The organism is Caballeronia sp. LZ035 (genome assembly GCF_031451175.1).
Taxonomy (GTDB): Bacteria; Pseudomonadota; Gammaproteobacteria; order Burkholderiales; family Burkholderiaceae; genus Caballeronia.
On the sequence record NZ_JARUXS010000001.1, the window covers coordinates 250331 to 270231 of the forward strand.

Annotated in this window: 20 protein-coding genes; 14 read left to right on the forward strand and 6 right to left on the reverse strand. The window is 65.5% G+C overall.

The window, feature by feature from the left end:
- The first annotated feature begins 36 nt into the window (after positions 1-36).
- Complete coding sequence (locus QCE88_RS01185; protein WP_309898471.1) at positions 37-1125, forward strand: alkene reductase; 1089 nt, start codon at positions 37-39, stop codon at positions 1123-1125.
- Here QCE88_RS01185 and QCE88_RS01190 read toward each other — a convergent pair.
- On the reverse strand, positions 1122-1472 hold the full coding sequence (locus tag QCE88_RS01190; RefSeq protein WP_309898473.1) for a hypothetical protein: 351 nt from the start codon (positions 1470-1472) through the stop codon (positions 1122-1124). The two genes, QCE88_RS01185 and QCE88_RS01190, sit on opposite strands and share 4 nt — an antisense overlap.
- Positions 1473-1781: 309 nt before the next feature.
- Between QCE88_RS01190 and QCE88_RS01195 the strand changes: the two genes are divergently transcribed.
- On the forward strand, positions 1782-2558 hold the full coding sequence (locus tag QCE88_RS01195) for a phytanoyl-CoA dioxygenase family protein (RefSeq protein WP_309898475.1): 777 nt from the start codon (positions 1782-1784) through the stop codon (positions 2556-2558).
- A gap of 19 nt (positions 2559-2577) precedes the next feature.
- Here QCE88_RS01195 and QCE88_RS01200 read toward each other — a convergent pair whose 3' ends face one another.
- Both QCE88_RS01200 and QCE88_RS01205 read right to left on the reverse strand, forming a co-directional pair.
- Positions 2578-2781, reverse strand: coding sequence for a DUF3185 family protein (locus tag QCE88_RS01200; RefSeq protein WP_309811085.1), 204 nt, complete (start codon positions 2779-2781; stop codon positions 2578-2580).
- 80 nt (positions 2782-2861) lie between these two features.
- A complete protein-coding gene (locus QCE88_RS01205; protein WP_309898477.1) occupies positions 2862-3659 on the reverse strand; it encodes a mechanosensitive ion channel family protein in 798 nt (265 codons plus the stop codon).
- Positions 3660-3896: 237 nt separating this feature from the next.
- Here QCE88_RS01205 and mgrA point away from each other — a divergent pair, with 237 nt between their 5' ends.
- The 12 genes from mgrA to QCE88_RS01265 all read left to right on the forward strand — a co-directional run bounded on the left by mgrA (position 3897) and on the right by QCE88_RS01265 (position 17260).
- Positions 3897-4940, forward strand: coding sequence for an L-glyceraldehyde 3-phosphate reductase (gene mgrA, locus QCE88_RS01210; RefSeq protein WP_309898479.1), 1044 nt, complete (start codon positions 3897-3899; stop codon positions 4938-4940).
- 500 nt (positions 4941-5440) lie between these two features.
- On the forward strand, positions 5441-6211 hold the full coding sequence (locus QCE88_RS01215; protein ID WP_309898481.1) for a ferredoxin--NADP reductase: 771 nt from the start codon (positions 5441-5443) through the stop codon (positions 6209-6211).
- 344 nt (positions 6212-6555) lie between these two features.
- Positions 6556-7431, forward strand: coding sequence for an ATP-binding protein (locus QCE88_RS01220; RefSeq protein ID WP_309898483.1), 876 nt, complete (start codon positions 6556-6558; stop codon positions 7429-7431).
- Positions 7432-7439: 8 nt separating this feature from the next.
- Positions 7440-8093 (forward strand): response regulator transcription factor RqpR, encoded by a 654-nt coding sequence (rqpR, locus tag QCE88_RS01225; RefSeq protein WP_309898485.1) that lies wholly within the window; start codon positions 7440-7442, stop codon positions 8091-8093.
- Positions 8094-8238: 145 nt separating this feature from the next.
- On the forward strand, positions 8239-9687 hold the full coding sequence (locus QCE88_RS01230; RefSeq protein ID WP_309898487.1) for an amino acid permease: 1449 nt from the start codon (positions 8239-8241) through the stop codon (positions 9685-9687).
- Positions 9688-9903: 216 nt separating this feature from the next.
- Entirely contained in the window at positions 9904-10380 is a 477-nt protein-coding gene (locus tag QCE88_RS01235) for a 2Fe-2S iron-sulfur cluster-binding protein (RefSeq protein WP_309898489.1), read from the forward strand.
- 54 nt (positions 10381-10434) lie between these two features.
- Complete coding sequence (locus QCE88_RS01240; protein ID WP_309898491.1) at positions 10435-12816, forward strand: xanthine dehydrogenase family protein molybdopterin-binding subunit; 2382 nt, start codon at positions 10435-10437, stop codon at positions 12814-12816.
- Positions 12817-12827: 11 nt separating this feature from the next.
- A complete protein-coding gene (locus tag QCE88_RS01245; protein WP_309898493.1) occupies positions 12828-13628 on the forward strand; it encodes a xanthine dehydrogenase family protein subunit M in 801 nt (266 codons plus the stop codon).
- Positions 13629-13633: 5 nt separating this feature from the next.
- A complete protein-coding gene (locus QCE88_RS01250) occupies positions 13634-14527 on the forward strand; it encodes a MoxR family ATPase (protein WP_309898495.1) in 894 nt (297 codons plus the stop codon).
- Positions 14524-15714, forward strand: a complete 1191-nt coding sequence (locus QCE88_RS01255) for a VWA domain-containing protein (protein WP_309898497.1) — start codon at positions 14524-14526, stop codon at positions 15712-15714. The genes QCE88_RS01250 and QCE88_RS01255 overlap by 4 nt, the downstream gene beginning before the upstream one ends.
- Positions 15705-16268, forward strand: a complete 564-nt coding sequence (locus QCE88_RS01260; protein ID WP_309898499.1) for a carbon monoxide dehydrogenase subunit G — start codon at positions 15705-15707, stop codon at positions 16266-16268. Before QCE88_RS01255 ends, QCE88_RS01260 begins: the two co-directional genes overlap by 10 nt.
- On the forward strand, positions 16241-17260 hold the full coding sequence (locus QCE88_RS01265) for an XdhC family protein (protein ID WP_309898501.1): 1020 nt from the start codon (positions 16241-16243) through the stop codon (positions 17258-17260). Before QCE88_RS01260 ends, QCE88_RS01265 begins: the two co-directional genes overlap by 28 nt.
- A gap of 226 nt (positions 17261-17486) precedes the next feature.
- Here QCE88_RS01265 and QCE88_RS01270 read toward each other — a convergent pair whose 3' ends face one another.
- The 3 genes from QCE88_RS01270 to QCE88_RS01280 form a co-directional block, all read right to left on the reverse strand.
- Complete coding sequence (locus QCE88_RS01270; RefSeq protein WP_309898503.1) at positions 17487-18215, reverse strand: PepSY-associated TM helix domain-containing protein; 729 nt, start codon at positions 18213-18215, stop codon at positions 17487-17489.
- A 162-nt stretch (positions 18216-18377) separates the two neighbouring features.
- Positions 18378-19418, reverse strand: a complete 1041-nt coding sequence (locus tag QCE88_RS01275; protein WP_309898505.1) for a serine/threonine protein kinase — start codon at positions 19416-19418, stop codon at positions 18378-18380.
- 59 nt (positions 19419-19477) lie between these two features.
- Entirely contained in the window at positions 19478-19690 is a 213-nt protein-coding gene (locus tag QCE88_RS01280; RefSeq protein WP_309811131.1) for a hypothetical protein, read from the reverse strand.
- Positions 19691-19901 lie beyond the last annotated feature (211 nt).

Consider the following 19901-nt stretch of genomic DNA (forward strand, 5'->3'; position numbering starts at 1 on the left):
CTCAATGCGCGGATCATCGGATCTTCCGGAGCCGCCATGTCGCACGAAACGTTGCTCTCGCCACTCGGCATCGGCCGTGTCGAACTGCCGAATCGCATCGTCATGGGGCCGTTCGCGCGGCATCGCGCAGCGCAGCCCGGCGACGTTCCCGTTGAAATGAATGCTCGTTATTACGCGCAGCGCGCGAGCGCCGGCCTGATCGTCACGGAGCCCGCGCAGATTTCACCCGCTGGACGCGGCGGCTACGCCACGCCCGGCATGCATTCGGATGCGCAGGAAGCGGGGTGGAAAAGCGTCGCGGGCGCGGTGCATGCGCGGCATGGACGCATCGCGCTGCAACTGGCGCACGCCGGACGCCTGTCTCATCGGCGCTTGCAGGAACACGGCGCGCCGCCCGTCGCGCCCTCGGCGATCCGTGCGCGCGACGCGAAGATCCTCATGCGCGAGGACGACGGCGCGTTCGCATGGATCGATGCCGACGACCCCCGCCCGCTCGAAACGAACGAGATTGCAAGCGTCGTGCTGCAGTACGTCGATGCCTCGCATCGTGCCGATCGGGCGGGCTTCGACCTGCTCGAAATCGATGCGTCGGACGGCGCGCTGTTGCATCAGTTCCTCGCGACCGGCACGAACCGGCGCAGCGACGAATACGGCGGCAGCGTCGAGCGGCGGACGCGGCTCGTGGTGGACGTGCTGGAGGCGGTGTCGAGCGTGCTCGGTGCGGACCGCATCGGCTTGCGGCTGTCGCCGCTTTTCACCGGCGCGGATATCGAGGATGCCGAAGCACGCGAATCGGCGGTGCACCTGGCGCATGCGCTAAATCGGATCGGCATCGTGTATCTGCAGCTTGCCGATTTCGACGACGCCTTGCTTCGCAGCGTGCGCGAAACATACAACGGCGCGATCATCGCGGCCGGCGACTGGCGCATTGACGAAGCGAACGCGCTGATCGAACGCGGCGCAGCCGATGCCGTGGCATTCGGCCGCGCCTTTGTCGCGAATCCGGATCTGGTGGAACGGGTGAAGGACGATGCGCCGCTGGCAGACGCCGATGCCAAAACCCTGCGAGGCGGCGGCGAGGCGGGCTATACCGACTATTTGGCGCTGAACGACAAGAACGCCTAGCGCGCGGCGAATGCGTACCAGCCGGCGCTGCTCGTCGAGAGGCGGCGCGGACGGCGGCTCGTCAAGACGGCCGGCTTTGGTTTGGGCGCGGGCGCGCGCAGTGACACCGGGCGCCGCAACAACGCTCGCAGCGACACGCGGCGCGACGCCGCACGGACCCGAAGATTGAAGAAGAGTCCGCGGAACCAGGAGCGGATGCCATCGACCGGATGGACCTGCTTCAACTGCTCCGCAAGCAGGCGGGTGCGGGTGGAATGATGGCGCAGCGCGCGGATCATGCCGCGGCGGGCAGGACGCGCCGCGCGCGATGCTGCACGGGAAAGGCCAATGGCAATTCGGGATTTCATGTCGGCGGGAGGTCGGTTCGCGGGAAAGCAAACCCGACGGTAGTCGTCTCAAAAATAACGTTCAAGCCTTCGATCCAACTCGACTGATCAAGTTGCACCGAATTGATGCGGCCAATGTACAGAAGCTTCATGACCCGGGTAAGTCCGCGTTTTCCCTGCATTTTTCTGAAGTATTCGCTGACAAGAACAAGCTGGAGCCCGACGGCGCGGGCCTTGGCGCCACGACGGATTTACAATCGACGCATTCGAACCCATTCCGGAAATAGCGTCCTTGGCATGTACGATCGAACCAAGGCACGCGGAACTGAAATGTCTGATCAAAACTGGCTGAAATCGAAAAAAGAGCAAGTGCGCGAATTGCGTGAAACCGGCTTCGTCATCGTCAAGGGACTCGTGCCCGATGACCGCCGCGAAGCCATGCGCGACGTCGCGCGCCAGCAGCTCGCCGAGGCCGCGGCGCCCGTCGAGTTCGAAGCGGATCTCAAGTATCCGGGCGCGCCGGATTCGAAGGAAGCGCCCGGCGGGCATACGGTGCGCCGTCTGCTGGACGCCTACGCGCGGCATCCGTTGTTCGCGGCGTTCGCGACATCGCCCGAAGTGCGCGGCTGGATGGAACTGTATTTCGGGGAAACGCCGTATCTTTCGCGCGCGCATCACAATTGCATGATGACCAAGCATCCGGCGTACGGCAGCCTGACCGGATGGCATCGGGACGTGCGCTATTGGGCGTTCGAACGGGATGACCTGGTGTCGGCGTGGGTGGCGATCGGCCGCGAAACGGTGGATAACGGCGGGCTGTGGTTCGTGCCGGGATCGCACAAGCTGCCGTTCACGTCGGATCGTTTCGACGACGCCCGATTCTTCCGCTCCGATGTCCCCGAAAACGCCGCGTTGATTCGCACGGCGGTGTCGCCGGAACTCGAACCGGGCGACGTCGTGTTCTTCCACTGCAATACGCTGCATTCGGCCGGCAAGAACCTGACCGACCAAGTGAAGTTCTCGCTTGTGTACACCTATCGCGGGGCGAGCAATGCGCCGTTGCCCGGCACGCGTTCGGCATCGAAGCCGGAAGTGGCACTCGCCTGAACGGGCGGGCGGGACGGGATCAGCGCCGCGAAGGAATCGCCAGCCCGATCAGCCCGGCCAGACAGGCAACGACGCCGCCCGCGATCAGCCAAATGGTCTTGTTCGTGGGCGAGCCCGTAAAGAAGCGCGCGACGTCGTTGGACAGCGAATGGAACGACTGTCCGCCGAAGTAAAGCAACACAATGCCGCCGACAAGCAGCGCAACGGAAATCGCTCGGGTCATGGTCTGGTCTCGTGACTGAAAGGCGCGTCAGGTTAATCGGTCCGTAAGCCCGCGTCCACTCGACGACCAGCGGATCGGATTCACGCGGCCTCCGCTTCCTCGCGCGTGAGCGGCTGGATCTTGCGCAACAGATCGGCCATCACGCTGGCGTGATCGCTCCGGCTCGTCCACGCGCCGAGGTTGTACTTGACGCCGGTATCGGTGTAATCCGTCACCGCGATCCACGGCGCCGACGGCCCCTCCTGCACGATGCGCGCATCCTCACCGACCAGCCGACGCAATTCGCCGAGCACGTGGTCCACCTTCAGCCCGTGCTGCGCCTGGAAGTTGATGACGACGCGCCGACGATCGTTCGCGCTGTAGTTGGTGATCGCATTCGCCCAGATCAGGCTGTTCGGCACATACATGACGATGCCGTCGGCTTTTGTCAGACGCGTGGTGAACAGTCCGATTTCGTTGACCGTGCCCGCCGTGGTGCCGACGCCTTCGATGTAATCGCCGACCCGGAACGGTCGCAGCAGCAACAGCATCAGCCCTGCCGCGATGTTCTGCAGTGTGCCCTGCAAGGCCAGCCCGATGGCGAGGCCCGCGGCGCCGAGCACGGTGAGAATGCTGGCCGCCGCGATGCCGAACTTGCCGAGCGCCGCGACGATCGCGACCACGCGAATCGCCCACAACGCGATGCTGGCAAGCACCGGCGTGAGCGTCGCGTCGACGCTGGTGCGGGCCAGCGCGCGGCGCAGCGCGTTGGCGACGACATTGGAGATCCACCATCCGGCCAGCAGGATCAAGAGCGCCAGCACAATGTCGATGCCGTAGGTCACGGCGATGGCGGTGAAGGAATCGTAGGCGGGGCGCAGTCGGTCGATTGAATCCATGGGGAAGCTCCAGAAGACGGGATGAGCATTGGTCCGGCTGAGCCGGCGAACGTTCATTGTGGCTTGCAGCGTTTCGGGAAAAGAAAGGGTGGTGCCAAATAGCGGGACGAAGGAAAGGACGCTGCACGCCCGCAGTCGATCGGCTTACCATGGACGCCCTTGGCAGGGCACGTGCCCGCGCACGCCGTCATGCCGGCCGCAGAACCGTTCAACACGCAAACCGCAGAGGAAATCGCCATGGCTTACCACGCATCATCCGAGCGTTACACAGAAATGCAGTACCGCACCTGCGGCAGAAGCGGTTTGAAACTGCCGGCGCTCTCGCTGGGCCTGTGGCATAACTTCGGCGATACGACGCCCATCTCCACCCAGCGCGAGATCCTGCGCACCGCATTCGATCTGGGCGTCACGCATTTCGATCTCGCCAACAACTACGGCCCGCCCTACGGCAGCGCCGAAACCAACTTCGGACGGCTCTTCAAGGACGATTTCCGGCCGTACCGGGACGAACTGCTGATTTCGTCAAAGGCCGGATGGGACATGTGGCCGGGGCCGTACGGTCAGGGCGGCGGCTCGCGCAAATACGTGCTCGCGAGCCTCGATCAGAGCCTGAAGCGCATGGGCCTCGATTACGTCGATATCTTCTACTCGCATCGTTTCGACGCCGACACGCCGCTCGAGGAAACCGCCGGCGCGCTCGCCACGGCGGTGCATTCCGGCAAGGCGCTGTACGTGGGCATTTCGTCTTATTCCGCGACGAAAACGCGTGAAATGGCGAAGCTGCTCGCCGAGCACAAGGTGCCGCTGCTGATCCATCAGCCGTCCTATAACATGCTGAACCGCTGGATCGAGAACGAACTGCTCGACACGCTCGACGACATCGGCGCCGGCAGTATTGCGTTCACGCCGCTCGCGCAGGGGCTGCTGACGAACAAGTATCTGAACGGCGTGCCCCAGGACGCCCGCGTCAACAAGCCGGGCGGCGGGTCGCTCAAGCAGGAGCATCTGAGCGAGGCCAATCTCGCGCACGTGCGCAAGCTCGACGAACTGGCGCAGAAGCGCGGCCAGAGTCTCGCGCAGATGGCGCTGGCGTGGGCGCTGCGCGGTTCGCGCGTGACGTCGGTGCTGATCGGCGCGAGCCGCGCGGAGCAGGTCGCGGAGAACGTCGCCGCGCTGAAGAACCTGGAGTTCACCGCGGAAGAACTCGCTGAAATCGATCGGCATGCGCAGGAAGGCGGCATCAATCTGTGGGAGAAGCCTTCCACCGACCAGCGCATCTGATCCGCGCAAACGCGTCCAAGCCTTTCTGCGGAAAGGGGTTTTTCCAGTCGGCGACGGTTCCGTTGCTATCATGCGGGCTCGGCGGCTTCCGGCGATTCGATCATTGCCGGGAAGCCCGCTGAAGCCCGCCGCCCGCCAGCCACACGCCAGCCAGCGATATTCGTCCCGCGAGCGCGTCGGTCCGCCTTGGCCCGGGCGTGCGTGTCTGTGCCGCAGCGGCGTCCCGCGCGGCCCCGGACGACGCGGATTCGCGATCGGGTTAAAATACGCGACTCCGCCGGGCTGTCGCGCTGCCTGGGCTGTAATCCGGGTCGTAGCCTGAGTCGTACCGAAGCGCCTGGGTCGTACCGATCCGCGGCCGTCACCACTCGAAGGTCCTTTCGCGCAGCGCAGCGCTTTCGTCGTGCGCGCGTTTGCAGCGCGGTCCCGGCGTGGCGATGCTTGCCGCTAGCCGGCCGCGATCGTCGGAGCGCCACCGTTTTCGCACAGTTCAAGAAGCCATGAGCAACCTTAATTCTCAAACCGTCCTGAGCGTCCATCACTGGACCGACACGCTTTTCAGTTTCACCTGCACCCGCGACAGCGCGTTCCGCTTCGAGAACGGCCAGTTCACGATGGTGGGCCTCGAAGTCGAAGGCAAGCCGCTGCTGCGCGCCTACAGCCTCGCGAGCGCCAACTACGAAGACCATCTCGAATTCCTGAGCATCAAGGTGCCGGACGGTCCGCTGACCTCGCGCTTGCAACACTTGAAGGTGGGTGATTCCGTGCTGATCGGCAAGAAGCCGACGGGCACGCTCATGGCCGACAACCTGCTGCCCGGCAAGACGCTGTGGCTGCTGTCGACCGGCACGGGGCTCGCGCCGTTCATGTCCATCATCAAGGACCCGGACGTGTACGACCGCTACGAGAAGATCGTGCTCACGCACACCTGCCGTTTCGTCGATGAACTCGCGTACAAGGACTTCATCACCGAGCATTTGCCGGCGCACGAGCATATTGGCGAGATCGTGTCGGAGAAACTGGTCTACTACCCGACCGTCACGCGCGAGGAATTCGCCAACCGTGGCCGCATCACGGATCTGATCGAAACGAAGAAGCTGTTTGCGGATCTGGCAGTGGAGCCGTTCTCCGTCGAGAACGACCGCGTCATGCTCTGCGGCAGCCCGCACATGCTACGCGACACGCGTGAACTGCTCGACAGCCTGGGCTTCAAGGAAGGCAGCAACAACCATCCTGGCCACTATGTCGTCGAAAAGGCGTTTGTCGGCTGATTGCAGCGCTGCATTCGTTCAGTAAAAACCGGTGCTTCGCGCTCCGGTTTTTTTTTCGCCTCGGCTCAGACTATGAAGTTACAAATTAGCCGCCGATTCCAACGCGGAGTAGGTGTTTTTCCTACGCATTGTGTGCGTCGAACTTGGCAAACGACATGAAGTTCACCGTTCCAGGCCTTGCCGGACATGGATTTATCATATTTTTGAGATATGATCCGTTTACGCCTACGAGGGCGCGCGCGCCGCGCGCTCCGTCTTCGGTGTTACAGAGTGTAAATTCAGTTACGCCGCTCGCGGGTCAGCCGAGGACGTAGCTCCAGTTGCGCTCAAAGCGAGGAATGTGAATGAACCCGCCGGCCATGATCTCGCTCGACGAGATTCCGATTCGTCGCGCCTCGTTGCGCGGGGTGTCGTCACCGCCGCCGGAATGTCCCGGCGCGTCGTTTAGCCTTCCGTCTTCGTCTCCCTGGTCCGCGCTGATCGATGCCAAGCTCAAGGGCGACCGGCAGATCCAGCGCCTGACCGCGCGCGTGCAGGAACTGGCCGCGCTACTTGCCGCCACGGAAGAACGCGCGCGCCAGGCGCTTGCCCAAGATCTCCACGATGAAACCGGCGCCGCGCTCACCGTTGCCAATCTCGCGCTCGCGCGCGCGGGACACTGGCTTCCCGCCGACGCCCCCGCCGCGCTCGACGACGCGCTGCATCAGGCGCGCGCCGCGCTGGCCGAGGTCTGCGAAACGAGCCATCGCATCGTCGAGGGCCTGCACGCGCCGACCTTCGCCGCCGGTCTCGGTGCCGAACTGCTCAACTGGATCGACAGCTTTCGCGCCCGCACGACGCTCTCCGTGGCGTTTGCCTGTGCGCGCGATGCGCATCTTGACCGCCTGTCCGACGACATGTCGCTCGCGCTGTTTCGCGTGGCGCAGGAAGCGCTCGGCAACGTCGCGCGCCACGCCGGCGCGACGCACGCGAACGTTACCCTCGACGCCGACAACGACGCCGTCATGCTGACCGTCGAGGACGACGGCATTGGCATCAGCGCGGCCGCGCGCCGCAAGAGCGGCCGCTTCGGCCTGTCGGGCATGCGTGCGCGCTGCGAGTCGCTGTGCGGCAGCCTGCGCATCGTGGCCGCGAAACCGGCGGGAACCATCGTGCGCGCGCGTCTGCCCTGGGCCGCTGCGCGGCCGGCGCTGTTCGCGATCGGCGTCGTCAGCGCCTGAGGCCGCCGATGCTCAAGGTCCTGCTCGCCGACGACCACGCCATCGTGCGTCGCGGTGTCGCGCAATTGCTGGTGGAACGCGGTGTCGCCGCCGAAGTGTCGGAGGCCGAAACCGGCCTGCAGGCGCTCGCGCTGGTCGCGCGCCACCCGTTCGACGTCGCGATGCTCGACATCTCGTTGCCCGACGTCAACGGTATCGACCTGCTGAAGCGGATCAAGCGCGACGTGCCGCGCTTGCCGGTGCTGATGTTCTCGATGTACCGCGAGGATCAGTACGCAGTACGGGCGCTGAAGGCGGGCGCGTCGGGCTATCTGTCGAAGACGGCCGACCCCGCGCTGATGCTCGGCGCGATCCGCCAGGTTGCGGCGGGCCGCAAATACGTGAGCCCGGAGATGGCCGAAGCACTCGCCACTTACGTTTCGCTCGATACCGAACGGCTGCCGCACGAAAAGCTGTCGGACCGTGAGTACCAGACGCTGTGCATGCTGGCTTCCGGAAAGCGTCTGACGGATATCGCGAACGCGTTATCGCTGTCGGTTAAAACGGTCAGTGTTTATCGCGCGCGGTTGTTGGAAAAGATGAAGCTCGCCAACAACGCGGAGCTGACCTTCTACGTGATGAGCAATCGTCTCGTCGACATGAATCCGGGCATCGCCGGCTGAGAATTTATCCTGCACAAGATAAATTCGTAAAAGTTCGCCGCGACATGCGCGACGTGCCCCATCTCAGGGCAATCTCTGAGTCTCCGATAAAATGCCGGGTTTTCCCGCAGCAGGGCGCCCGCGCGCCAGAAGGAGATTCATCGCAATGTCGTTGTTCCGCAGGAAGAATGTCGAGCACATGCTGGCCGGCGCGTCCGGCACGTCGCTCAAGAAAACGCTTGGCGCCCTCGATCTGACCTTTCTTGGCATCGGGGCGATCATCGGCACCGGGATTTTCGTGCTGACCGGCACGGGCGCCGTGCAAGCGGGCCCGGCCCTGATGATCTCGTTCATCGTCGCCGCCATCGCCTGCGGTTTCGCGGCGCTGGCCTACGCCGAATTCTCATCGACGATCCCCGTCGCCGGCTCCATCTACACCTATTCCTACGCGACACTCGGCGAACTGGCCGCGTGGATCATCGGCTGGGATCTGATGCTCGAGTACGGACTTGCCTCGTCGGCCGTGTCCGTCGGCTGGTCCGGCTATCTGCAATCGCTGCTGTCCGGCTTCGGCGTCGCCTTGCCCACCGTCCTGACTGCCGCGCCCGGCGCGCTGCCCGGCCAGGTCACCTGGTTCAACCTGCCCGCATTCCTGGTGATGATGGCCGTCACCACGCTGCTCTCCGTCGGCATCAAGGAATCCACCCGCGTCAACAACCTCATGGTCGCGATCAAGGTGACGGTGGTCTTGCTGGTGATCGCGGTGGGCGTGTTCCACGTCAAGCCGGCGAACTGGCATCCGTTCATGCCGCACGGCTGGTCCGGCGTGTTCGGCGCGGCCGCCGTGATGTTTTTCGCGTTCATCGGCTTCGACGCGGTGTCGTCGGCGGCGGAGGAAGTGAAGAATCCGAAGCGCGACCTGCCCATCGGCATCATCTCGTCGCTGGTCGTGTGTGCCGTGCTGTACGTGGCGGTCGCGGGTGTCGTGACGGGCATCGTGCCGTCGGCGCAATTCGCGAACAATCCGCATCCGGTGTCGTTCGCGCTGCAGGTGGCGGGGCAGAACTGGGTGGCGGGCTTCATCGACCTCGGTGCGGTGCTCGGCATGCTCACCGTGATTCTCGTGATGAGCTACGGCCAGACCCGCATCATCTACGCGATGTCGCGCGACGGTCTTCTGCCCGCGCGTCTGTCGAAGGTGCATCCGCGATTCTCGACGCCTTTCTTCACCACCTGGCTCGTCGGCATCGTCTTCGGCTTGATTGGCGCGCTCGTGCCGCTCAACGTGCTGGCGGAGCTGATCAATATCGGCACGCTGGCCGCGTTCTCGCTGATGTCCGTCGCGGTGCTGATCCTGCGCCGCACCCATCCCGACCTGCCGCGTGCGTTCCGCTGCCCGGGCGTGCCGGTGGTGCCGGTGCTGGCCGTGGCCTCGTGCCTCTTCCTCATGGCCAACCTCCAGGCGACCACGTGGATTGCCTTCCTCGTGTGGCTGGTGGCCGGCCTGGCGATCTACTTCGCCTATTCGCGCCGTCACGCGCTGCTGGGCCGCGTGCCGCCGGAAGTATCGGACGCCTCTGCCCGCGTGAGAGAGCGCGAAACCGCGACGCGTTGAAACGCGTGACGCATGCTTCCAAACGCCGCCCGCCGGGCGGCGTTTTGCGTTGCGGCGCGCCGATTCAAACGTGCGTTCGCGCGGATGGCGACGCCCGTCGATTTGTGCTTTACTCGACGTCACAAACACAACACCCAACCCAGCTGAACGCTCACGGCGGCAGTAAGGCAGGTGCAACGGCGTGAAGCTGGTCCGTCCTCACATGGAGACAGTGAAATGGCGCTCAGCATCAGCCTGACGGTCAACGGCAAACCCGTGACCGCCACCGTCGAACCGCATCTTCTGCTGGTCCAGTTTCTCCGCGATCAACTCCGTCTCACCGGCACGCACATTGGCTGCGATACGGCCCAGTGCGGCGCGTGCACCGTCCATCTCGAAGGCCGCGCAGTGAAGTCGTGCAACATGCTTGCGGTGCAGGCGGACGGCATGGACGTGACGACCATCGAAGGCATGGCGAAAGACGGCCAGCTCCATCCGATGCAGGCGGCCTTCAAGGCCTGTCACGGCTTGCAATGCGGCTTCTGCACCCCGGGCATGGTGATGAGTGCGAGCGCGCTGGCCGCGCAGTCGGCCGACCTGTCCGAGGAAGAAGTCCGTGAACAGCTCGACGGCAACCTGTGCCGCTGTACGGGCTATCACAACATCGTCAAAGCGGTTCTCCAGGGCGCGCAGGACATGAAAGCGGGCGCCTGATCCCGGCTCCGAATCCTTCCGAAACGATGAATCGCGCCTTAATAGGAGACCGCGATGAATGCCCCTGAGCAACAGAAACTGATCGGCGCCGGCGTCAAGCGCAAGGAAGACTATCGCTTCCTGACTGGCGCGGGCCAGTACACGGACGATGTCGTCCTCCCGCAGCAAAGCTATGGCGTGTTCCTGCGTTCGCCGCATGCGCACGCGCGGATCAAGCGCATCGATATCGAGGCGGCGAAGGCGTCGCCGGGTGTGATCGGCATCTTCACGGGCCGGGATCTGGCGGGCGAGAACGTCGGCGGCCTGCCGTGCGGCTGGCTGATCCACAGCACGGACGGCTCGCCGATGCACGAACCGCCGCACCCGGTCATCGCGCACGACAAGGTGCTGCACGTGGGCGATCAGGTGGCGCTGGTGATCGCCGAATCGGTGAAGGAGGCGAAGGACGCGCTCGAACTGATCGAGGTGGATTACGACGAGCTGCCCGCTACGGTCGATACCGGAAGCGCCTCCGACGCCGGCCAGCCGCTCGTGCACGACAGCGTGCCGAACAACGTCTGCTACAACTGGGGCCACGGCGACAAGGCCCGGACCGACGCCGCCTTCGCGCAGGCCGCGCATGTAACGACGCTGGATATCGTCAACCAGCGGCTCGTGCCGAACGCGATCGAACCGCGCGCCGTGAACGCGAGCCACGCGAAGCACGACGAGAGCTACACGGTCTATGTCGCGAACCAGAACCCGCACGTGGAACGTCTGCTGATGGCGGCGTTCGTGCTGCAACTGCCGGAGTCGAAACTGCGCGTGATCGCGCCGGACGTGGGCGGCGGTTTCGGCTCGAAGATCTTCCTGTATGCGGAAGATGTCGCGCTGACGTGGGCCTCCCGGAAGGTCGGACGACCGGTCAAGTGGACGGCCGAGCGTTCCGAAGCCTTCCTCTCCGACGCGCACGGCCGCGACCACGTGACGAAGGCGGAACTCGCCATCGACGCGGACGGCAAGTTCATCGGCATGCGCGTGCACACGACGGCGAACATGGGCGCGTATCTGTCGACGTTCGCCTCGTCGATCCCGACCGTGCTCTACGCGACGCTGCTCGCCGGGCAGTACACGACGCCCGCCATCTACGCCGAAGTGAAAGCGGTGTTCACGAACACGGTGCCGGTGGATGCCTATCGCGGCGCGGGCCGGCCGGAAGCCACGTATGTGGTCGAGCGGCTGGTGGAAACAGCGGCGCGCGAACTGAACATCGACCCGGTGGAATTGCGGCGCCGCAACTTCATCCGCGAGTTCCCGTATGCGACGCCGGTCGGACTGACCTACGACACCGGCGATTACGACGCCTGTCTCGACCGCGCGCTCGAACTCGCCGACGTGAAGGGCTTCGCCGCGCGCCGCGAGGAATCGAAGCAAAAGGGCAAGCTGCGCGGCATCGGCTATTCGTGCTACATCGAGGCCTGCGGACTGGCGCCGTCGAACGTGGCGGGCGCACTCGGCGCGCGCGCGGGCCTCTTCGAAGCAGGCGAAGTGCGCGTGCATCCGACCGGCTCGGTCACCGTCTTCACCGGCTCGCACAGTCACGGCCAGGGCCACGAAACGACCTTCGCGCAAGTCGTCGCGGACCGGCTCGGCATCGCGATCGAAAACGTCGAGGTGATCCACGGCGACACCGGACGCATTCCCTTCGGCATGGGCACGTACGGTTCGCGATCGATTTCGGTCGGCGGCTCGGCGATCATGAAGGCGCTCGACAAGGTCGAGTCGAAGGCGAAGAAGATCGCTGCGCATTTGCTGGAAGCGGCGGTGGAGGACATCGAGTTCCAGAACGGCGTGTTCCGGGTGGCGGGCACGGACCGCACCAAGACCTTCGTCGATGTCTCGCTGGCTGCGTACGTGCCGCACAACTTCCCGCTCGACCAGATGGAGCCGGGCCTCAACGAGAACGCGTTCTACGATCCGACCAACTTCACCTATCCGTCCGGCGCGTACGTGTGCGAGGTGGAAGTGGACCAGGACACGGGCGAGACGCGCATCCAGAAGTTCACGGCCGTCGACGACTTCGGCAACGTGATCAACCCGATGATCGTCGAAGGGCAGGTGCACGGCGGACTGGGGCAGGGCATCGGGCAGGCGATGCTCGAACGCTGCGTGTACGACAACAGCACCGGCCAGTTGCTGTCCGGCTCGTTCATGGACTATGCGATGCCGCATGCCATCGATCTGCCGAACTTCACCGTGGAGACGGCGAAGGGCACGCCGTGCACGCACAACCCGCTGGGCGTGAAGGGCTGCGGCGAAGCGGGCGCGATCGGTTCGCCGCCCGCCGTCATCAACGCGATTCTCGACGCACTCGCGCCGCTCGGCGTGAAGGACCTGCAGATGCCCGCGACGCCGCACCGCGTCTGGACCGCGATGCACACCGCCCAAACCGCCTGAGGAGACTGGCCATGTACTCATTCGACTATCAACGGCCGGGCGAAGCGCAGGCGGCGGTCGCCGCGCTTTCCGCGAACGACGAGGCCAAGTTCCTCGCCGGCGGCCAGAGCCTGCTGCCGACCATGCGCCTGCGTCTCGCGCAGCCATCGGCGTTGATCGACGTGACGCGCATCGCGTCGATGAAAGCCGTCACGCTGAACGGCGGCACGCTCACCATCGGCGGCGCCGTGTGCCATGCCGAGGTGGCAGCGAATCCGGACGTGCAAAAGGCATTGCCCGGGCTCGCGGATCTCGCGGGCCGGATCGGCGACCGCCAGGTGCGCGATCGCGGGACCATCGGCGGCTCGCTCGCGAACGACGATCCCGCCGCGTGTTATCCGTCCGCCGTCCTCGCGCTGAACGCGACCGTCGTGACGGACCGCCGGCGCATCGCCGCCGACGACTTTTTCATCGACATGTATCAGACCGCGCTCGAACCCGATGAACTCATCACCGCGGTCGAGTTTCCGCTGGCCGAGCGCGCGGCGTATGAGAAGTTTCGCAATCCCGCGTCGCACTTCGCGCTGGTCGGCGTGTTCGTCGCGAAGTTCAAGGACGGCGTGCGCGTCGGCGTGACGGGGGCGGCGCCTTCGGTGTTCCGGTCGGCCGAACTGGAGGCGGCGTTGTCGAAGGACTTCTCGGTGGCGTCGGCGCGCGGCGTAACCATCGCGCCGGATCAACTCAACGCCGACATGCACGCCAGCGCCGCATACCGCGCGCACCTGATACCGGTGCTGGCGGGGCGCGCGGTCGAACGCGCGCTGTCGTTCTAGCGGCGATGCAGGACGACCCCGCTTCCATCGACGAGACGCTCGCGCGCCTGCGCGAGCATCAGTACTTCGCGACCCGCGAACTCGCGACCGCGCTCTTTCTCGCCCTGAAGTTGCAGCGCCCGCTGTTTCTCGAAGGCGAGCCGGGCGTCGGCAAGACCGAGCTCGCGAAGGCGGCTGCCGGCGTGTGCGGCACGACGCTGCTGCGGCTGCAATGCTACGAGGGACTCGACACCGCGAGCGCGCTGTACGAATGGGACTATCCGCGGCAGATCATGGCGCTGCGGCTGGCGGAAGCGGCGGGCGAGACGCCGTCGAACGAATCGCTGTATTGCGGCGAGTTCCTGCTCAAGCGTCCGCTGCTGCAGGCCTTGCTGCCCGATGCCGCGCATCCGGACGCGCGCCGTGTGCTGCTGATCGATGAAATCGACCGCGCCGATGAGCCGTTCGAGGCGTTTCTGCTGGAACTGCTGTCCGACTTCCAGGTGTCGATTCCCGAATACGGCACGGTGCGCGCGGCGCGGCCGCCGCTCGTCGTGATGACGTCGAATCGCACGCGCGAAGTGCACGATGCGTTGAAGCGCCGCTGCCTGTACCAGTGGATCGGCTATCCGGCGCGCGACGTGGAACTGGCGATCGTCGCGGCGCGTGCGCCTGAAGCCGGGCGGGACTTGCAGGAGCGCGCGGTTGCCTTCGTCCATGCGCTGCGCACACTGGACCTGTTCAAGGCGCCGGGCGTGGCGGAGACGATCGACTGGTGTCGCGCGCTGGCGGCGTTGTCGGTGTCGGAGCTCGATCCGCAATCGGTGCAGGACACGCTGGGCGTGCTGCTCAAGTACCAGGACGATCTCGCGCGCATGGACGCCGACACGCTCGCGCGCTGCCTCGCGGCGGCGCCATGACGCTGGGACCCTTCGCGCGCAATGTCGTGCATTTCGTGAGGCTGCTGCGCGGCGCGGGGCTCGGCATGTCGCCTGCGCAGGCCGTCGATGCGCTCGACGCCCTGCGTTACGTGGATCTCGGCCGGCGCGACGATGTCCGCGCGACGCTCGCCTGTCTGCTGGTGCATGCAAGCGACGAGCGCGAGATCTTCGACGCGGCCTTCGATCTGTTCTGGCGCGATCCCGACTGGGAAGGCAAGCTGCGCGCGCTGCTGTTGCCGAAGGTGAAGAACGGCATGCCGCCGCCGAAGCGCAACAACCGTCTCGCCGATGCGCTGGCGGCGCGCGCCGCGACCACGCAGCCGGCCGCGTCAGAGGCGCAGCCGGAGCAGGCGCACGCGCGCATCACGTTCAGCGCGCAGGAGCGCCTGAGTCACCGCGACTTCGACACGCTCAGCGCCGACGAATGGCGCACGCTGCGGCATCAGATTCGCGCGCACCGTGTTCCGCTCGCGACCGAGCCGACGCGCAGGCTCAAGGCCGCGTCGCGCGGCACGCATGCCGACCTGAAGGCGAGCGCGCGTCATGCCGTGCGTTCGGGCGGCGACTGGACTGTGTGGAAATATCGTGCGGCCGTGGAGCGCCGGCCGCCGTTGGTTCTACTGCTCGACATCTCGGGCTCGATGAGCGCCTATTCGCGCGCAGTGCTCTATTTCTGCCACGCGCTCGTGCAGTCGCGAGAGCGCTTGCAAGTGTTCCTGTTCGGCACGCGCCTGACCCACGCCACGCGCGCGCTGCGCGAACGCGATCCCGATATTGCCATCGCGGCACTCGGACAGAGCGTCGCGGACTGGTCGGGCGGCACGCGCATCGGCGCGGCGCTCGCGGAGTTCAACCGGCGCTGGGCGCGCCGCGTGCTGGCGGGACGCGCGACCGTGCTGCTCGTGACCGATGGCCTGGATCATGAAGCCATCGACGTGCTCGATGCCGAAATGCACCGGCTCAGGCGTTTCGCCCACCGGCTCGTGTGGCTCAATCCGCTGCTGCGCTACGCCGGATTCACGCCGCGCGCGCGAGGTGCGCGCGCCATCCTGCCGCACGTCGATGCGATGCTCGCGGCGCATAACCTCGACAGTCTCGCGGCCGTCGGACGCGAGCTTGCTGCCTTGTCGCAACATTCGCCCTCCGGAGGCCCGCGATGGAACTGACCGAAACGCATAGCTTGCCCGTCACGCAGGAACGCGCGTGGCAAGCGCTCAACGACACGTCGATCCTGAAAGCCTGCATTCCGGGCTGCGACAGCATCGAAGCCGAGGGCGAAAACGTCTATGCCGTTGCGATGACAGCGGCGGTCGGTCCGGTGAAGGCGCGTTTCAAGGGCAGAATGGAGCTGACGAACATCGACGCGCCCCGTACCTATACGATCGTGTTCGAAGGGCAGGGCGGCGCGGCGGGTTTCAGCAAGGGCAGTGCGACCGTGCATCTCGAACCCGGCGACGAAGCCGATTCGACGAAGCTCAGCTATACGGCCAACGCGCAGGTAGGCGGCAAGCTGGCGCAGATCGGCTCGCGTCTCGTCGACGGCGCGGCGCGCAAGATTGCGGCAGAATTTTTCAGGCGCTTCGGCGCACAGCTTCAGGGTGCTCAGGCGCCGCAGGATGCCGCCGCCGAGGGCAGCGGCGACGCGCCGGATGCGCCCGAAGAACAGGACGTGCAGCAAAAGGGAAAGAAATCATGGACAGCGTGGATCTCGAAGTCCTGAAGAACAGCGCGCGATGGCTCGAAGAAGGCCATCGCGCACTGCTCGTCACGGTCGTCAAAACATGGGGCTCGTCGCCCCGCCCCGAAGGCGCAATGCTCGCCGTGCGCGGCGATGGACACGTGGTTGGATCGGTATCGGGCGGGTGTATCGAGGATGACCTGATTGAGCGGGTGCGGCAGCGGGGCATCGAGCAGACCGTGCCCGAGGCCGTGAAATACGGCATCAGCGCTGAGGAGGCGCATCGCTTCGGGTTGCCGTGCGGCGGCACCATCCAGCTCGTGCTCGAGCCGCTCACGCGCGCAAGCGGCATTGCGGAGCTGTGCGGGGCGGTGGAAAGCGGCAGGCTGGTGGCGCGCACGCTCGACATGGCGACCGGCGACGTGCGCCTCGAACCGGCCCAGGCCACCGACGGCGTGCTCTTCGACGACCAGCAACTGCTGACGATCCACGGCCCGCGCTACCGGATGCTGGTGATCGGCGCAGGGCAGTTGTCGCGCTATCTGTGCAGCATCGCGGTGGGGCTGGACTATCAGGTGACGGTGTGCGACCCGCGCGAGGAATACACGGAAGAGTGGGACGTGCCGGGCACGACGATCGTCCGCACCATGCCCGACGACACCGTCATGGAGATGCAGCTCGACGAACGCTGCGCGGTGATCGCGCTGACGCACGATCCGAAGCTCGACGACCTCGCGCTGATGGAAGCGCTGAAGACGCCGGCGTTCTATGTCGGCGCGCTGGGTTCGCGGCGCAACAACGCGGCGCGGCGCGAACGCCTCAAAGAGTTCGATCTCAGCGAAGCCGAGCTGGCGCGGCTGCACGGGCCGGTGGGCATTTATATCGGCAGCAGGACGCCGCCGGAGATCGCGGTATCGATACTCGCCGAAGTCACCGCCGCCAAGAACGGCGTCTCGCTGCCGGAGCTGCTGCAGGTGGAAGGCGCGAAGGCGGCGCGTGAAGTCGCGGGAAAAGGGGAAGTGTGCGGCGTGTGAGCGGCTGATCGCGCGACGCGCCTACGCCGACGCGCGATCAACAAGCGTTCAGATCAACCCGCAGACCACCGCCGCAATTCGCGGTCTCGATACTCGCCGAAGTCACCGAAGTCGCCGCCGCCAGGAACGGCGTCTCGCTGCCGGAGCTGCGGCAGGGGGAAGGCGCGAAGGCGGCGCGTGGAGTGGCGGAGAAAGAGGAAGTGTGCGGCGCGTGATCAGCTGGTGATCAGAGCAGCCCGCAGACCACCGCCGCAATCAGCGAAGCCGCCACGATCAACGCGCCTGCCGTGCGCTTCTTGTTGAGCTCGGTCCACAACAGCACGCCCGTCAGCGACAGCAGCACGATGCTGCCCGCGAAGGTATCGATGAGCAGCACCCAGCCAACGCTCAAGCCCACGCCCTTGTGCAGGTTGGTCATCATCGCGAGGAAGGTGTTGTCGGTGCGCTTCACCGAAACGAAGTTGTTGCCGACCCAGTACTCGGCCATCACGTTGCCGCCCGGCGAAGCCACCATCACCGACCATTGTTCCGGCTGCATCGTGCTCTTGTCGCCCCAGCCCACGGGATGCGAGGGTTCGCGGCGCGTGCGGCCGAGATTACCGTCGAGCTTCAGTTCGCGCTTGAGCCAGGTGCCCATGTCGCGCGGCGTCTTGAAGCCTTCCGCCGGCAACGGCATTTGCAACTGCGTCACCTGCGGCTCGCCCGTCGAGATGCGCAGCGGCGGCGCGCGATGATTCAGCAGGAAGCCCGTCACGCCGAACAGCAGACCGAGCAGCGCGCCCCATAGACCGATCCAGCCATGCACCTTGCGCAGCCATTTGAGAAAGGTCGAGCGGCGCGAGCGGTTCTTGCGCACGAATTGCTCGGCATCGTCGATCAGACGGCCATGCGGACGATAGTGGGCCGGGCCGCTCGCTGCAGGCGGCTGCGGATTGAGGGTGTCGGGCGCGTTCAAGCGTCTCTCCAGGATTTCGAAAGTGGGGTGCACAAGCCCGCCCCGATCGCAAACGCGGCGATCAAAAGGAGGCGGGAAGATGAGAATCGTTATCGTTACACGCGCTAAAAGGCTTTGCAATCTTTTGTGATTGCTTAAGACGCGTGGATGTCACGAAAGATTTCAGACCGGCCAGAGCGGCCCTTCCTGCATGGCGCCGATTTGCTCCCGCAATTCGAGGATGCGCTCCTCCCAGTAGCGCTGTGTGTTGAACCACGGGAACGCGGCGGGGAAGGCCGGATCGTTCCAGCGGCGCGCGAGCCACGCCGAATAGTGGATCAGCCGCAGCGTGCGCAGGGCTTCGACCAGATGCAGTTCGCGCGGATTGAACTCGCAGAAATCCTCGTAGCCCGCGAGCAGGTCCGTCAGCGCCCGCGAGGCGTCCGCGCGGCCCGCCGGCAGCAACAGCCACAGGTCCTGGATGGCCGGGCCCATGCGGCTGTCGTCGAAATCGACGAAGTGCGGTCCGCTGTCGGTCCAGAGCACATTGCTCGGATGACAGTCGCCGTGCAGGCGCAGATGCTGCACGTCGCCCGCGCGCTCGAAGCAGTGTGCGACGCCTTCGAGCGCCATCGCGACGACCGTTTCCCATGCTTCGCGCACATCGGCGGGAATGAAGCCGTGTTCGAGCAGATAGTCGCGCGGTTCGTAGCCGAAGGTGGCGATGTCGAGCGTTGGACGCTCGCGATACGGCTCGATCGCGCCCACCGCGTGAATCCGCCCGATGAAGCGCCCGAGCCATTCGAGCGTGTCGCTGCGATCGAGATCGGGCGCGCGTCCCCCACGGCGTTCGAACGCGGAGAAGCGGAAGCCGCCGAACGCGTGCAGCGTGGCGCCTTCGAGCGTGCGCGCGGGCACGGCCGGAATCTCGCGTGCGACGAGGCTCGCGACGAACGCATGCTCTTCCAGGATCGCGCCGTCCGACCAGCGCTCCGGCCGATAAAACTTCGCGACGACCGGCGCGCCGTCCTCGACGCCGACCTGGTAGACGCGATTCTCGTAGCTGTTCAGGGGTAGGAGGCGGCCGTCGGTGCGCGTGCCTGCGGGAATCAGGACGCTGTCGAGCGCATCGAGCACGCGCTCGGGCGTGAGGCCGGCGAAGGGAGGCGCGTCGCCATCGCGGGGAACGGGCGCGCCGTTGGAGTCGGGATCGATTGAGTTCATCCCGGCATTGTGCCGCGCCGGCGCGCGGACGGCATCGGCACGACGGTTTTAAGTGAGCGTCAGTGAACGACGGTGTTCGCCGGCCGCACGATGTCGCCAGTGTCGATCAGGTCTTCGAGAAAGAATGGCTCTGTGTTGAGCAGTTGGGTGACGCCGGGCTCTCCTGCGTACCAGGCGACCATGGCCATGTCGCCGAGAATGCGCATGACGATGCCGCGTGCGCCCTGAGGCACGGCAATATGCACTGAGCGGACAATCGAACCGATTTGCATGATGAATCCCCGTTTCAACGCCGGCTGAGGATGACGCGCCGGTCAAAAAATATCGCAACAAACACAGGCCAGCGATGGCCCGTGCACCAGACTTTCGCCGCGTCAGCCTTGGCGCGTGGGGCTTCGGCGCGCGGACTTCATGAACGATTGTGCGCTTACTTTAGCGCATCGCGGCGCGCCAACGCGACGCCATTTGCCGTCTTATGTTGTC

Bases quoted from the DNA above. Each gene is read 5' to 3' on its own strand.
- QCE88_RS01200 (WP_309811085.1), bottom strand. From the start codon at position 2,781: ATGACCCGAGCGATTTCCGTTGCGCTGCTTGTCGGCGGCATTGTGTTG.
- QCE88_RS01220 (WP_309898483.1), top strand. From the start codon at position 6,556: ATGAACCCGCCGGCCATGATCTCGCTCGACGAGATTCCGATTCGTCGC.
- mgrA (WP_309898479.1), top strand. From the start codon at position 3,897: ATGGCTTACCACGCATCATCCGAGCGTTACACAGAAATGCAGTACCGC.
- QCE88_RS01240 (WP_309898491.1), top strand. From the start codon at position 10,435: ATGAATGCCCCTGAGCAACAGAAACTGATCGGCGCCGGCGTCAAGCGC.
- QCE88_RS01205 (WP_309898477.1), bottom strand. From the start codon at position 3,659: ATGGATTCAATCGACCGACTGCGCCCCGCCTACGATTCCTTCACCGCC.
- QCE88_RS01275 (WP_309898505.1), bottom strand. From the start codon at position 19,418: ATGAACTCAATCGATCCCGACTCCAACGGCGCGCCCGTTCCCCGCGAT.
- QCE88_RS01235 (WP_309898489.1), top strand. From the start codon at position 9,904: ATGGCGCTCAGCATCAGCCTGACGGTCAACGGCAAACCCGTGACCGCC.
- QCE88_RS01280 (WP_309811131.1), bottom strand. From the start codon at position 19,690: ATGCAAATCGGTTCGATTGTCCGCTCAGTGCATATTGCCGTGCCTCAG.
- QCE88_RS01260 (WP_309898499.1), top strand. From the start codon at position 15,705: ATGGAACTGACCGAAACGCATAGCTTGCCCGTCACGCAGGAACGCGCG.
- QCE88_RS01195 (WP_309898475.1), top strand. From the start codon at position 1,782: ATGTCTGATCAAAACTGGCTGAAATCGAAAAAAGAGCAAGTGCGCGAA.
- QCE88_RS01190 (WP_309898473.1), bottom strand. From the start codon at position 1,472: ATGAAATCCCGAATTGCCATTGGCCTTTCCCGTGCAGCATCGCGCGCG.
- QCE88_RS01250 (WP_309898495.1), top strand. From the start codon at position 13,634: ATGCAGGACGACCCCGCTTCCATCGACGAGACGCTCGCGCGCCTGCGC.
- QCE88_RS01230 (WP_309898487.1), top strand. From the start codon at position 8,239: ATGTCGTTGTTCCGCAGGAAGAATGTCGAGCACATGCTGGCCGGCGCG.
- QCE88_RS01265 (WP_309898501.1), top strand. From the start codon at position 16,241: ATGGACAGCGTGGATCTCGAAGTCCTGAAGAACAGCGCGCGATGGCTC.
- QCE88_RS01215 (WP_309898481.1), top strand. From the start codon at position 5,441: ATGAGCAACCTTAATTCTCAAACCGTCCTGAGCGTCCATCACTGGACC.
- rqpR (WP_309898485.1), top strand. From the start codon at position 7,440: ATGCTCAAGGTCCTGCTCGCCGACGACCACGCCATCGTGCGTCGCGGT.
- QCE88_RS01185 (WP_309898471.1), top strand. From the start codon at position 37: ATGTCGCACGAAACGTTGCTCTCGCCACTCGGCATCGGCCGTGTCGAA.
- QCE88_RS01255 (WP_309898497.1), top strand. From the start codon at position 14,524: ATGACGCTGGGACCCTTCGCGCGCAATGTCGTGCATTTCGTGAGGCTG.
- QCE88_RS01245 (WP_309898493.1), top strand. From the start codon at position 12,828: ATGTACTCATTCGACTATCAACGGCCGGGCGAAGCGCAGGCGGCGGTC.